Annotated in this window: 12 protein-coding genes and 1 pseudogene; 5 read left to right on the forward strand and 8 right to left on the reverse strand. The window is 59.7% G+C overall.

Features of this window, described 5'->3' with window-relative positions; all coding sequences use genetic code 11:
* The first annotated feature begins 187 nt into the window (after nucleotides 1-187).
* Nucleotides 188-1,324 carry a Gfo/Idh/MocA family oxidoreductase gene (locus tag ATY75_RS00090; RefSeq protein WP_088935957.1) on the forward strand — a complete coding sequence of 379 codons (1,137 nt, stop codon included), beginning with the start codon at nucleotides 188-190 and terminating at the stop codon, nucleotides 1,322-1,324.
* Nucleotides 1,321-2,256 carry an alpha/beta hydrolase gene (locus tag ATY75_RS00095; protein WP_088935958.1) on the forward strand — a complete coding sequence of 312 codons (936 nt, stop codon included), beginning with the start codon at nucleotides 1,321-1,323 and terminating at the stop codon, nucleotides 2,254-2,256. Before ATY75_RS00090 ends, ATY75_RS00095 begins: the two co-directional genes overlap by 4 nt.
* A gap of 20 nt (nucleotides 2,257-2,276) precedes the next feature.
* Here ATY75_RS00095 and ATY75_RS00100 read toward each other — a convergent pair whose 3' ends face one another.
* Nucleotides 2,277-3,311, reverse strand: coding sequence for a LacI family DNA-binding transcriptional regulator (locus ATY75_RS00100; protein WP_088935959.1), 1,035 nt, complete (start codon nucleotides 3,309-3,311; stop codon nucleotides 2,277-2,279).
* 454 nt (nucleotides 3,312-3,765) lie between these two features.
* Between ATY75_RS00100 and ATY75_RS00105 the strand changes: the two genes are divergently transcribed.
* The 3 genes and pseudogenes from ATY75_RS00105 to ATY75_RS00115 all read left to right on the forward strand — a co-directional run bounded on the left by ATY75_RS00105 (nucleotide 3,766) and on the right by ATY75_RS00115 (nucleotide 6,953).
* Nucleotides 3,766-5,013, forward strand: a complete 1,248-nt coding sequence (locus ATY75_RS00105; protein WP_064844137.1) for a sugar ABC transporter substrate-binding protein — start codon at nucleotides 3,766-3,768, stop codon at nucleotides 5,011-5,013.
* A 154-nt stretch (nucleotides 5,014-5,167) separates the two neighbouring features.
* Nucleotides 5,168-6,105: pseudogene (locus ATY75_RS00110) on the forward strand (sugar ABC transporter permease).
* A gap of 5 nt (nucleotides 6,106-6,110) precedes the next feature.
* Entirely contained in the window at nucleotides 6,111-6,953 is an 843-nt protein-coding gene (locus tag ATY75_RS00115) for a carbohydrate ABC transporter permease (protein WP_088935960.1), read from the forward strand.
* A 41-nt stretch (nucleotides 6,954-6,994) separates the two neighbouring features.
* On the opposite strand, the gene ATY75_RS00120 is transcribed toward ATY75_RS00115, so the two are convergent.
* The 7 genes from ATY75_RS00120 to ugpB form a co-directional block, all read right to left on the reverse strand.
* Nucleotides 6,995-7,792 carry an HAD-IIB family hydrolase gene (locus tag ATY75_RS00120; RefSeq protein ID WP_088935961.1) on the reverse strand — a complete coding sequence of 266 codons (798 nt, stop codon included), beginning with the start codon at nucleotides 7,790-7,792 and terminating at the stop codon, nucleotides 6,995-6,997.
* Entirely contained in the window at nucleotides 7,789-8,574 is a 786-nt protein-coding gene (locus ATY75_RS00125) for a DeoR/GlpR family DNA-binding transcription regulator (RefSeq protein WP_088935962.1), read from the reverse strand. The genes ATY75_RS00120 and ATY75_RS00125 overlap by 4 nt, the downstream gene beginning before the upstream one ends.
* Before the next feature lie 9 nt (nucleotides 8,575-8,583).
* Nucleotides 8,584-9,333: a glycerophosphoryl diester phosphodiesterase gene (locus ATY75_RS00130; RefSeq protein WP_088935963.1), complete on the reverse strand. Its 750-nt coding sequence runs from the start codon at nucleotides 9,331-9,333 to the stop codon at nucleotides 8,584-8,586.
* Nucleotides 9,334-9,385: 52 nt separating this feature from the next.
* The gene (locus ATY75_RS00135) at nucleotides 9,386-10,432 is read right to left on the reverse strand and encodes a sn-glycerol-3-phosphate import ATP-binding protein UgpC (RefSeq protein WP_088935964.1); all 1,047 of its coding nucleotides are present in this window, start codon (nucleotides 10,430-10,432) and stop codon (nucleotides 9,386-9,388) included.
* Nucleotide 10,433: 1 nt separating this feature from the next.
* On the reverse strand, nucleotides 10,434-11,282 hold the full coding sequence (ugpE, locus tag ATY75_RS00140) for a sn-glycerol-3-phosphate ABC transporter permease UgpE (RefSeq protein WP_088935965.1): 849 nt from the start codon (nucleotides 11,280-11,282) through the stop codon (nucleotides 10,434-10,436).
* Nucleotides 11,283-11,294: 12 nt separating this feature from the next.
* A complete protein-coding gene (gene ugpA, locus ATY75_RS00145) occupies nucleotides 11,295-12,179 on the reverse strand; it encodes a sn-glycerol-3-phosphate ABC transporter permease UgpA (RefSeq protein ID WP_088935966.1) in 885 nt (294 codons plus the stop codon).
* A 65-nt stretch (nucleotides 12,180-12,244) separates the two neighbouring features.
* A complete protein-coding gene (gene ugpB / locus ATY75_RS00150) occupies nucleotides 12,245-13,567 on the reverse strand; it encodes a sn-glycerol-3-phosphate ABC transporter substrate-binding protein UgpB (RefSeq protein ID WP_088936226.1) in 1,323 nt (440 codons plus the stop codon).
* Between the last annotated feature and the right edge of the window lie 145 nt (nucleotides 13,568-13,712).

Here is a 13,712-nt window from a genome sequence, read left to right on the forward strand (position 1 = left end):
AGCCGAAATCGAAGGAGATCCACGCAGGCGATCATCGCGGCACTACGGAGGGCTTGAATTGCGACGCTTCCCAACGTCTTGTCATTTCGTAGGGGAAAATGTTAGCGTGCGTCAACATAATTTATTGCTCGCGAATTCAACGTTTATCCGCGGCTCTCCGCGCACGGAACGAAGGTCAGGTTCTTCAATGGCACAGACACTCAGGATCGGCGTTATCGGATGCGGCAGCATTTCGCTCGCCTATATGCGCAACGCGCCGCTGTTTCGCGGCGTCGAAATCACCGCCTGTGCGGATCTCAACGCAGACGCCGCCAAGCGCCGTGCAGCCGAGTTCAATCTGCGAGCAGCCGAGGTCGACGCCCTCATCGACGACAGGAATATCGACCTGATCCTCAACCTGACGATTCCGGCCGCGCATTTCGACGTCTCGATGCGGGCGCTGTCGGCGGGCAAACATGTCTTCACCGAAAAGCCGCTCGGCGTCACGGCCGCGGAAGGCCGCCTGCTGGTGGGCGCGGCTGCCGAAAACGGTCTCATGCTCGGTTCGGCCCCGGACACCTTCCTGGGAGCGGCCGGACGCCATGCCCGCCGGCAGATGGAAGCCGGCGCCATCGGCAGGCCGGTGACGGGAACCGCCTTCATGATGGGCCGCGGCATGGAGCATTGGCATCCGGACCCCAGCTTCTACTACCAAGCCGGCGCAGGCCCGGTGATGGACATGGGGCCCTATTATCTGACGATGATGGTCAATCTGATGGGGCCGATCCGCCGTGTGCAGGCCGTCGCCACAAGCGGGCAGGAAGAGCGGCTCATTACCGCCGAAGGGCCGAAACAGGGCACCACGTTTAAAGTGGGCACACCGACCAACGTGCTTTCGCTGCTGGAATTTGATTGCGGCGCCACGGTTACCTTCGGCGCCTCCTGGGACGTCTTTCGCCATTCCAACCACCCGATCGAACTGCATGGCACCGAAGGATCGCTTCGCCTGCCCGACCCCGACAATTTCGGCGGCCGCATCGCGCTCTCCAACCGTGGCGCGCCCTGGGAGGAAACCGATACGGCAGGCGCACTCTTCGGTGCCGTCAACTGGCCGATCGCGGCACCGGACCGCGCCAATTATCGCATGCTTGGCCTTGCCGACCTCGCCCGCGCCATCATCGAAGACCGGACGCCACGTGCTTCAGGGGATCTCGCGCTGCATGTGCTCGATGTCATGGAAGCAATCCTGCGAGCAGGTGAAACCGGTGTCGCCCAGACCATTCCGAATACTGTCGCCCAGCCAACCGAATTGCGGGAAGACGAAGCAAGGAGCCTGCTTGCATGACGCAGCTGGATGAATCCGCAAGACGCGCACTGGCATGGCCTGGCGATCCGCAGGAGCCGGTGGAAAACTGCACGCCGGCGCTGGCGCGGCAACAATATCTGGACGGCTTCGCAGACATCCAGTGGCCGCCCGAGGATGTGGCCGAGATGTCGGAGAGGCATGCCGGCGCAATCCGGGTGAAGATATGGCGCGGCCGTACCGCGCCGGGCCAAGCGGCTCCGGCCTTGCTTTATCTCCATGGCGGCGGCTTTGTGATCGGCGCGCCGGAAACCCATGAGGACATCTGCCGGACGCTTGCCAATATGGCTGGCGCCGTGGTGATCTCACCCGACTATCGCCTCGCCCCCGAACATCCCTTTCCGGCTGCGATCGAAGATTGCGCAGCCACGCTCATCTGGATGACGGATCAGGCTGACGCCCTCGGCATCGATCCGGCACGAATCGTCGTTGGTGGCGATAGCGCCGGCGGAAATCTCGCCGCCGTCATCGCCCTTTTGGCGCGGGACGGAGAGGTGCCTGATGTCATCGGCCAGGTGCTGATCTATCCGGTGACCGACCAGTTGCAGGCAAGCGACAGCTACATGCGGTACGCCGAGAATTTCGGCCTGACGGCAGCGGCGATGCGATGGTTCCGGGATCACTATCTGCCGGTGACGGCAAGCCGCTCCGACTGGCGGGCCTCGCCGCTTCGCGCGGCATCGCTCGCCGGCGTGGCGTCGGCCTTCGTGATCCTTGCCGGCCACGACGTGCTGTTCGACGAAGGCGCGCTTTTTGCCGAGCGGCTCAATTCGGAAGCCCGGGCGACAAGCCGGACCTGGCCCGGACAGATCCATGGCTTCGTCTCGAAGAGACGTGCCATTCCCGAGGCGCAGGAGGCGCTTGAAGCCATTGCAACGGCATGGCGCGCCATGGACCCTGCACTGGCGCGGTGAAGCCACGCCCCACGATGATCTCAAGCCGAGTCGCGCATTACCAGTGTTGCTTCCAGGATCACCCTGTTCGTTGAAGGCGTCGTACCCTCGTCCTCGCTTTCGATATGAGCCAGCAAAAGCTCCACGGACTTTGCCGCGATCTCCGGCGCGTTCTGCGCCATCGTCGTCAGCGACGGGCAGGTATATCGGCTGAGCGGATGGTCGTCGTGCCCGGCGATGCGCACGTCGCAGCCGTCGCCACGACCGATTTTCAGCCCGGAAGCGAAGGCCGCCGCCATGGCGCCGAAAGCGAAGCGGTCGTTGGCACAGAGCAGGGTTTTGCCCGGCAGGCCGCCACGCGCAAGAATTCTCTGCATCTGCTCGTATCCCAAGCGCTCGAACTCCCAGGACGGCGGTGCGTCGCAATCGATGACCAGCGGCGCATGCCCTTCCCTCGCCATCGTCGCACGGTAGCTCGCCTGCCGCTCACCGGCGTTTTCCGTCAGATGCGGAATTTCCAGGAATATCGGCGGCTCACCGGATCGGCAGAGATATTGCACAATGGCTGCCATGCTTTGGGCGTTGTCGTTGCCGACATAAGGAAGATCGCCGCTGGCCGGATTGTCGAAGCAGACGACGGGGATGGCGTCCTTCAGTCTCTCCAGCGCGGAGCGGCGCAAACCGGCCCCGAGCGGCGCCACGATCGCGCCTGCAACCTTCAGCGACAGCAAGGTCCGCACCGCCTCCGCCTCAAGCTCCGGCCGCGTGTGCGACGAGATCTGAAACGGCCAGAATCCCTTGTCGCGCAACTCCAGTTCAATCAGCGACACCACCTGCACATAAAAGGGATCCGACATGGTCGGGACCAGGATCCCGATATTCCGGGTCCGTTTGCGATTGAGATGCCGGGCGAACAGGTTCGGCTCGAAATTCGACTTCTTGAGAGCCGCCTCGATACGCTTGCGGGTTACCTCCTTGATCTGCGAGGGATCATCGAAATATTTCGACAGAGTCGGACGCGACACGCCGGAGGCGGCCGCGAAATCGTCCATCGATTTATAACTCTTCTTGGCCATTCAGTTCCTTAACCGACAGGGGCGATCACGCTGGATCGAATTGATAATCGCATTGGCGGCACTGCCTTTCGAAAAACGAAATTTTCGTCTTCATCCGCCAGTTCCTCGTCTCCACTGGGCCGCTGTAAAGCCGCTCGTTTCGGGCCAGAACCGAGAGTTTTGCAACGAAGGCGACCGTCGTGAGGCCTTTCAGTTTGTTGGGCAAACTTTCATTTGTTTACGAAAGTAAAGAAAAAATGCATCACAAGCAACACAAATGCTGCAAAAAAATCGCAGCGCCTCCGATAAATAATACATTTTAATATCAATTAGTTATCACTCAGCACATCACCCATGCCGGCGTCACTTTTTTCCCACATCGCAGTTCTTCATTGACAGGCAGGTGCCTCCGGGAACCTACTTTGCCTACGGTCTTGAGGAGGATCGATCAACTGAAAATCTATGGGAGGCACAGATGAATATCAGAAAATTCAGCGTGACGATGCGGGCTGCCGTGGCCGTATGGGCGCTTTGCGCCAGCTCGGCATTTGCCGACACCACCATCGAATTCATTCAATGGTGGGAACCCGAAATGCCCTCCGGCGCGCTGCGCGGCATCATGAACGATTTCGAGGCGGCAAATCCCGGCATCAAGGTGACGCTCGTCAGCGGTCCCTATGCCACGACCCGTGACCAGATCGTCGTCGGCGCCGCCTCCGGGACCTTGAGCGACGTCGTCGGCCTGGACGGCGCCTGGGTCAACGGCCTCTCCAAGCAGGGCGCGATCGCTTCCATGGACGAACTGATGGAGAAGGCGAAATACGACAAGAGCCAGATCACCGATATCGTCAAGGTCGACGGCAAGAGCGTGATGTTCCCGCTGGCATCCTTCGTCTATCCCGTCTTCGTCAATCTCGATATCGCCAAGGCGTCTGGTGTCGACAAGCTGCCGGCCACGCGCACGGAATTCGCCGACGCCGCCAAGAAGATGACAGACGCGTCAAAGAATCAGTATGGCTGGGTTTTGCCACTATCGCTGCAGTCTCCGAGCGGTATCCAGAACGACGTCATGTCCTGGGTCTGGGCCTCCGGTGCCTCGATGATGAAGGACGGCAAGCCTGACCTCGAAAATGACGCCGTCGTCGGCACGCTCGACTATCTGGCTTCCCTCAACAAGCAAGGCGTTATTTCTCCCGGCATTTTCGCCAAGAAGGAGCAGGACAAGGTCGAGGAATTCGTCAACGGCCGCGTCGGCATGATGGTCGATTCCCTCGCGCATGTGAACCTCATCCGCGAGCGCAACCCGAAGCTCAAATTCGGCATCTCCGCCTTGCCGGCCACCGACGGCTATACCGGCAAACGCGGCATGCCCTATGCGTCATGGGGCATCGGCATCAGCGAGGGCAGCAAGCATAAGGAAGAAGCCTGGAAACTGGTGGAATATCTGATGAGCCCCGACGTCAACGGCCGCCTGGTGTCGATTGCCAATGCCTTCCCCGGCAATGTCCATGCCAAACCGGACTTCGTGGCATCGGACCCGATCTTCGCCGAAGCTTTCAAAATCTTCCAGAGCGGCTATCCTGCCAACGAATTCGTCGGCCTTCCGGTTGCCGAAGAGCTGATGCGCGACATGAACGTCGAAGTTCAGAAGATGTTCGACGGCGGCCAGTCGGCCAAGGACGCGGCTGCGAATACCGAGAAAGCCTGGCTCGCGAAGTTCTGATGCATGTCGCCCGGAAATGCGCAGCGGCGCTCCGGGATAACGACATGCATAAAACAAAGGACCAAAGCACATAGCTTTCACGAAATCGCCGGCAGCGCGACGCGGCGCTGCCGGCGTAAGTCGTCAATCTCGGCAGAATGGGAAGTCACAGCTCATGAATCATTCCGCTCCGGCTCTGGTCGCTGCGCAAGTCAACGCGCGGAAGAAAAGATGGCTTCGTTACAGCACCTTGAGGAAACTGGTGCCGTATTTCTACGTGTCGCCGGCGACCTTTTTGCTGGTTCTGCTGATGCTGTTCCCCATGGTGATGGTCTTCAAATATTCACTGATGGACGGCGCCATCATGAAAAAGGACGCTGCATTCGCCGGCGTCCAGAATTACCTGACCATCTTCGAAAATCCGGTCTTCTGGCAATCGGTCGGCCAGACGATGTATTTTACGATCATGAGCGTCGTCTTCCACTTCATCATCGGTCTCGCCTTCGCGCTCCTGTTGAACACCAACCGCGTCGATCCACTGATCAGGAGCATCCTGCGTGTGCTCTTCATCCTGCCGTGGCTGTTCACGGCCGTCATCATCGCCATCATCTGGCGCCTGCTGCTCGACCCGAACGGCGTCGTCAACAGCGTGCTGATGGCGCTCCATATCATCAATTTCAAGGTCGAGTGGTTCTCCTCGACCCACACCGCCATTCACGCCCTGACCTTTGCCAACATCTGGGCGGGTTATCCGCTTTACATGGTCAGCCTGCTCGCCGCCTCCAGGGCATTTCGAAGGAGCTTTACGAGGCGGCCGGGATCGACGGCGCCAATGAACTGGAAAAATTCTGGTACATCACCATTCCGCAGCTGATGCCGATCATCATCAGCATTGCGCTTCTCGACTTCATCTGGACGATGCAGGTTTTTCCGCTCGTCTGGATGACGACGGGCGGCGGCCCGATCTATTCGACGGAGGTGCTGTCCACCTTCACCTACAAGCTCGCCTTCTCCCAGTATGAATTTTCGCTGGCTTCGGCGAGTGCGATGATCATCCTCATCATTTCGATGAGCGTCACCTACTTCTACATCAAACACCAGCAGCGCAGGTGACCGCCATGGCAAAGCGTTCCAAGAACTCGGCCCTGCCGACCATCCTGACCTATCTCGGGCTGGCGGTCGGCCTGGTCTTTTCGACCTTCCCGATCGTCTGGATGTTTTTCAGCTCGCTGAAATCGAACACGGAAATCTTCGCCCTTCCGCCGCGGCTTCTGCCGCAGGATTTCACCGTGGCCGCCTATCTGACGATCTTCAACGATCCGGTGAAGGTGCGGTTCTTCATCAACAGCTACTTCGTCGCCGGCGTCGTCACCTGCCTGACCCTCGTCATCGCCATCCTGACCGCCTACGGCTTCAGCCGCTATTCGTTCCGCTTCAAGAACACCTTGAACATCTTCATCATCAGCACCCAGACCGTTCCACCGATCACGCTTCTCATCCCCTATTTCGGCATGGTCGTTGCCTTCAGGATCTTCGACACCTATCTGGCACTGATCCTCACCTACATGGTCTTCACACTGCCTTACGCAGTCCTGCTGATGACGGGCTATCTCAACACCTTGCCGAAAGAGCTGGATGAGGCCGTGCTTGTCGATGGCGGCTCGAGCTGGACAGCGCTTTGGCGTGTCATCGTGCCCGTCTCCATCCCCGGGATCGTCGCCACCGCGGTCTACACCTTTCTCCTGGCGTGGAACGAATTCCTCTTCGCCCTGACGCTGACAAAGTCGATGGATCTCAGAACCGTTCCGATCGGCATCCAGCTGCTGATGGGCCAGCACGCTTTCGAGTGGAATGAAATGATGGCGATGAGCGTGCTCGGCTCCCTCCCCCTGCTGGTGCTGTACCTGGTTGCCCAACGCTATTTCCTAGCAGGCATGACCGCCGGCTCGGTCAAAAGCTGAGGGAGGACCAATTCGTCTTAAGCATTGATATCCGCCACGGATTATTGCGGAGCTTCGCCGACCGCGTGCAGGATCGAGCGGGCAATATCGGCAAAGCCAAGTCCGGCGGGCTGCGAGGAGACCCACTTCGGCGCGAACTGCAGGTGCGGCAGGACCGGGATGATATTGTTGACCCCGAAGGAATTGCGGATAAAGCCGAACATCGGCGCGTCGTTTCGAGAGTCGCCGACGAAGGCGGTCACGGTGGGCGTCTCAGTCGGATCGACTCCAAACAGGCCGGTCAGAACCCGCTCGCTCATCGATCTCTTGTTGTAGTCGCCGATCCAGGTGTTGATATGGATGGAGCTGATCGCCACCGTTCCGCCCATAGCCCTGATGCTGGACGCCAGATCCTCGACCTCGTGCGGATCGTGACCCTGTATGTCGATTGCGACATCCGCCAGCCGGAAGACCTGGTCGTGGGCGATCCTGAACGGCCTGCGCTTTTGCGTGATCAGCGCTCTGATCGCCTGCAGGTGCCGGCGTTGGCGCTCGCCCTGCAGGACGCCATCCTCCCAATAATCGAAGACGACGTCGCCATCCCGGCGGGTGACGCAATATGCGCCGCTTTCGCCGATGACGGCGGTCACCGGCCAGGCGCGGACGATATGTTCGCACCAGCCGGCTGAGCCGCCCGTGACCGGCACGACGGCAATGCCGGCCCGGCTGAGATCCCACAGAGCCTCATAGGTCTGCGGCAGAAGTTTGCCCTCTGTCGTCAGCGTATCGTCGATGTCGGTGAACAGGTAGCGCACGTCCTGCAGCTCCCGCGCCGATGGCGCCAGGTCGACGTAGCTCATGTCGTCTCCTCGCTGCATGTCACCACGTCCAACCCGCTTTCGGCGAGGGCATTGGCGGCCGACGCTTCGCCGGGCAGCCGATCCGTGTAGAAACGGGTGAGTTTGCTGAACGGCGCAACCCGCACGGAGGCGGTGCGCGTCCACTTGCTGACGTCTGCGGCGAGGATCTGCGTTTGTGAATTTTCAAGAAGCGCATTGGTGATCTGGGCTTCGCTGTAGCTGAAATCCATCAGGCCGGTGAGCGGGCTCAGAGCGCCTGCGCCGACCACGGCGTGGGTTGCATAGAATTTTTCGACGAACCGGATCACATCCGTGCCGACCACGTCGCGGTCATCGTGTCGCAAAAGACCCCCGGTCAAATGGACCTCGACACTCGGGGCGTCGCACAGGCTCAAGGCGACATGGATGTTGTTCGTGATCACCGTCAGACCCTGGTGATCGCGCAACGCGTCGGCAACGAATTGCACCGTACTGCCGATGCCGAGAAACACGGTCGCCTCCGCCCCGATGTCGGCGGCGACGCGTTTTGCGATAAGCCGCTTGGCCCGCCGGTTGAGCTGGGCGCGGGCATTGAGCGAGATGTTGCTGCCCTCGACCGGCAGGTCGACGCCGCCATGGAAGCGGCGCGCATGCCCCAGATCGCATAAGGCATTGATATCGCGCCGAATGGTCTGCGTCGTCAGATCGTATCGACGTGCCAGCTCCTCGATGTACTGAACACCTTCGGTCTCGATCAGCGCAAGGATTTCGCGTTGTCGGCTCGATATGATCCGCTGCCCCATCGCCGCTCCTTAGGTGAGGTAGACACTGGGGTCGTCTGTTATCACGCCGGTCAAACCCGCGTCCCAGAAAGATGCGAGCCGCCTTGGGTCGTTGCAGGTCCACGCCCGCACCTTGATGCCGCAACGAACGGCCTCTTCGAGAAACCCGATACTGAGAGCCTTATAGTCAAGATGGATGGTCGTTGCCGGGATCGACCGAAGGATATCCAGCCAATCCGCGGGCACCTTGCTCCACAGCATGGCGAGCTCGTAACCTGGATCGAGCGCATGCATTCCTTTCAGCGCAGCGGCATCAAAGCTCGAGATCATGATCCTGGTGTGCGGTGCCCGTGCCTTCAGATGCTGATCGACGACATTGACCAGCTGGTCGAGCGATTTGTGATGGGCATGCTGCTTGATCTCGACATTGGCGTTGAGGCCAAATTCGCCGAGGGCCGAGACGACCCGCGCCAGCGTCGGCAGCGGTTCGCCCTTGAATTGCGGGCCGAACCATTCGCCGGCGTCGATGGCCTTGAGCTCCGATGCCGTGAGGTCGGCAAGATTTCCCTTTGACGACGAACAGCGATCGATTGAAACATCGTGGATCACCACCGGGGTGCCATCGCCAAGAAGGGCAACGTCGAGTTCTACCCATTCCGCGCCTTGTTCGGCGGCTGCCCGAAAGGCAGCAACGGTATTTTCGGGCGCCACGGCAGAGGCGCCCCGATGCGCCTGAATTTCACTGCGTGGCGGGCCCGATCGCGGCTCTACGGTCGTCATCGTCTCATCTCTTTCGTCGTCTTCTGCTGGATGAAGAAATAAAAATCCCGCGTCAATCCGTGCGTTTTCCGGTCTTGCTGTTAAAAGGGTGCATCGCGTCAACACGGGCGAAAACGTCGATATTCGCATTCTCGGCAAAGTCCGGGCGGCCCGGTACCGTCAGGACGACTGTCCGCTGGCTCTCACCCAATCGCACATGCAGATGGCTTTCTCCGCCGATCGGCTCGAGCAGCTCGACCGTCGCATTCAGGCGAACGGTCGGCTCTGCCGGCTCGGTGACGAGCAACGCGTCGGGGCGAAGGCCGACCATGTCGGTGCCGGCAGGCAATGCCAGGGTGCCTGCCCTGTCGGCGGCCCTGAGCACGTCGACCGGCACAAGGTTCATAGGCGGCGAGCCGATGAAGCTGGCGACAAACAAACTTGCCGGTCGATCGTAGACCGCCACCGGCGTGCCGACCTGTTCGACAAGCCCGCCGTTCATCACCACCAGCCGGTCTGCAAGGGTCATCGCTTCAAGCTGGTCGTGCGTGACGTAGATGCTGGTGGTCTTCAGACGCCGTTGCAGCCGGCGAATTTCGACGCGCATCTGCACCCGCAATTTGGCATCGAGATTGGAGAGCGGCTCGTCGAACAGAAAGGCGGCCGGCTCGCGGACGATGGCGCGTCCCATCGCCACACGCTGGCGCTGTCCTCCCGAGAGTTCGCGCGGCTTGCGATCCAACATCGGTCCGATTTCGAGGATCTCGGCGGCCTCCGCCACGCGGCGGTTGATTTCCGCCCGTTCGGTGCCGCGGTTTTTCAAACCATATTCGAGATTTCCGCGCACGGTCATATGCGGATAAAGCGCATAATTTTGAAAGACCATCGCAATGTCGCGGTCGGCCGGCTCCGCCTTGTTGACATTGCGGCCGGCAATCTCGACATCGCCTTCGCTGATCGTTTCCAGCCCGGCGACCATGCGAAGCAGGGTTGATTTGCCGCAGCCGGAGGGTCCGACGAGCACGATCAGTTCGCCATCTGCGACCGACAGGTTGATGCCTTTGACAGCCGGAACGGCACCATAGTTCTTCTTGACGTCGATGATATTGATCGTGGCCATTTCATTTCTCCGTTTCGACCAGGCCTTTGACAAAAAGGCGTTGCATGGCGACGATGACGAGGACGGGTGGCAGGGCGGCCAGAATGACCGCTGCCATCACGAGGTTCCAGCGCGGCACTGCATCGGCAACCGCTGCCATGCGCTGAATTCCCATGACGACGGTATAGAAGCTCTGATCGGTGGTGATGATGAGCGGCCAGAGATACTGGTTCCAGCCGAGCACGAAGAGGATGATGAACAGGGCGGCGATATTGGTGATCGACAGCGGCAGCAGAATATCGCGGAAGAACTTCATCGGCCCTGCCCCGTCGACACGCGCGGCCTCCATCAATTCGTCGGGCACCGTCAGAAAGAACTGGCGAAACAGGAAGGTCGCCGTTGCCGAGGCCATCAACGGAATGATGAGGCCGCCGTAATTGTTCAGCATTCCGAGGTCGGCGACGACCTTGTAGGTCGGCACGATGCGCACCTCGACCGGCAGCATCAGCGTGATGAAGATCATCCAGAATGCCAGGGTCCGGAACGGAAACCGGAAATAGACGATGGCAAAGGCCGAAAGGATCGAGATGGCGATCTTCCCAACGGCGACGCCGACCGCCATGATCAGCGAGTTGATCATCATCGGCCCGATCGGCGGCGCTCCCGAGCTTGTCATTCCCGACGACAGCATCGTCGAATAGTTCTCGATGATGTGGCTTCCCGGGGTCAGCGGCACGACGCCCGACAAGAAGTCATTGGGCCCGTGGCTCGATGCGATGAAAGCGACGTAAACGGGAAACACCACGATCGTGACACCGAGGATCAGCACAAGATGGGCCAGGAAATTTAGAAAAGGGCGATTTTCAACCATCCTCGGGCTCCCTCAATATTGCACGCGGCGTTCGATGAAGCGGAACTGCACCGCCGTCAGGGCGATGACGATCACCATCAGAATGACGGACTGCGCCGCCGACGAGCCTAGATTCAGCCCGATGAAACCGTCGAAATAGACCTTGTAGACCAGGATCTCGGTTGCGCGCGCCGGCCCGCCCTGGGTGGTGGCATGAACGATGCCGAACGTATCGAACATCGCGTAAACGATATTGATGACGATCAGATAGAAGGTCGTCGGCGAGATCAGCGGGAAGACGATCGTCCAGAAACGCTTGGTAGGCCCGGCCCCATCGATGGCGCCGGCTTCCTGAAGCGAGCGGGGCACGGATTGCAGCGCCGCCAGGAAAAACAGGAAGTTATAGGATATCTGTTTCCAGGTGGCGGCGATCACGATCAGGATCATCGCATCGCCGGGATTGATCAGATGGTTCCAATCGACGCCCATCGACCGCAGCATATAGGCGACGATGCCGATCGACGGATTGAACATGAACCACCAGAGAATACCGGCAATCGCCGGGGCGACGGCATAGGGCCAAATCAGCAGGGTCGAATAAATTCGGGAGGTGCGGAGCACGCGCATTGCCGCGGCCGCCAGGAGCAGCGCGATCGACGTCGACAGCACCGTCACCAGAATGGCGAAGATCAGCGTGTGGCCGAAGGCATTGATATAGATCGGATCGGCGAAAAGCCGCCGGTAGTTTTCGAACCAGACGAAGTTCGTTTTGAAACCGAAGGCATCCTCGCGCAGGAAGGATTGCCAGAAGGCCGTTGCCGCAGGCCAGAGAAAGAATACCACGGTCACGAAAATCTGGGGAGCAATGAGCAGGTAAGGCAAAAACTTGTTGGGAAATACGGTCCGTTTGGTTTGCATGAGCCCTCACACTGACGGATGGGAAACGGGGGCCGGTCTTTCGCCAGCCCCCGTCGCGGTGCCCATTAGTTGGCGGACTCGAAATCGCGAAGCTGTTCGTTGCCGCGTGCGACGACGGAATCGACCGCTTCCTTCGCCGTCTTCTTTCCACCCAGCAAAGCGGCAAACTCATCGTCGATGATGCCGCGCACCTGGACGTAATTGCCGAAGCGGATGCCCTTGGAATTGTCGGTGGGCGTCACCCGCGTCAGCTGTTTGATGCCGATGTCGGCGCCGGGGTTTTTCTCATAATAGCCCTGGTCCTGGCCGAGCTTATAGGCAGCTTCGGTGATCGGCAGGTAGCCGGAGAACTGATGCCAGTCGGCCTGAACTTCCGGCTTCTGCAGGTAGGTGAAGAATTTCGCCACACCCTTGTATTCCTCTTCCGGACGACCTTTCAGCGTCCAGAGGGTGGCGCCGCCGATGATCGAATTGAGCGGCTGCTTGATGACGTCATCGTAGAAAGGAAGCGGCGCAAAACCGACCTTGAAGCCTTTGGCGTTATTGATGACGCCGGCCCGGCCGGCCGACGAGTTCATATACATCGCGCATTCCTGCGAATAGAACATCGGAGGCGCGTTGTCGCCGCCGACAGGCCCGCCGAATTTGAACAGACCTTCCTCCTGCCACTTCTTCAAATTGTCCCAATGGCGGATCGTCAAATCGTTGTTGAAGGTGAATTCGGCGTCCAGGCCACCAAAGCCGTTGGCCTTGGTGGAATAGGGCTTGTCATGCAGGGCATTGAGATTTTCGGTCTGGATCCAGGAGATCCAGGCGCTGGTGAAGCCGCATTTGGCCGCACCCGATTTCATGATGGTCCACGAGAAGGATTCCACCTCCGCCCATGTTTTCGGCGGCGTTTCCGGATCGAGCCCGGCCTTCTTGAAGACGTCCTTGTTGTAATACATGATCGGCGTCGAGGAATTGAAGGGCAGCGATAGGACATTGCCGCTGGTGTCCGAGTAATAACCGACGACCGGCGCGATGAATTTGCTCTGGTCCCAGGCCTCGCCTTCGTCTTTCATCAGCTGGTAAACCGGATAGACCGCACCCTGTGCGGCCATCATCGTGCCGGTGCCGACTTCATAGACCTGGACGATTGCCGGCTGCTGCTTGGCACGAAACGCAGCGATCGCGCCGGTCAGCGTCTCGTCATAGGTGCCCTTATAGACCGGCACGATCTCATACTCGGACTGAGATGCGTTGAAGCCTTTGGCGATCTGTTCAAGCTTCGCGCCATTCTCGCCGCCCATCGCATGCCACCACTGGATCTTCGTGGCGGCCATGGCCGGGACGGATAAGGACAGGCTGGTCAATCCTGCGGACAGGAAAAAAGCGATCTTGTTCATCTTCACTCCCATTGCTTTCGGTCCGCAGCCTCCCGCTCCAGACGTCCGGCAATGGTAACAGCCATAGTTCACTTTGCAATAATGAAATGTTCAAATGAACATTTGCCCGAAAGCAGCAGGACAGCGCAATCGACGGATTGCGATT

Source organism: Rhizobium sp. N122 (assembly GCF_002211295.1).
Taxonomy (GTDB): domain Bacteria; phylum Pseudomonadota; class Alphaproteobacteria; order Rhizobiales; family Rhizobiaceae; genus Rhizobium.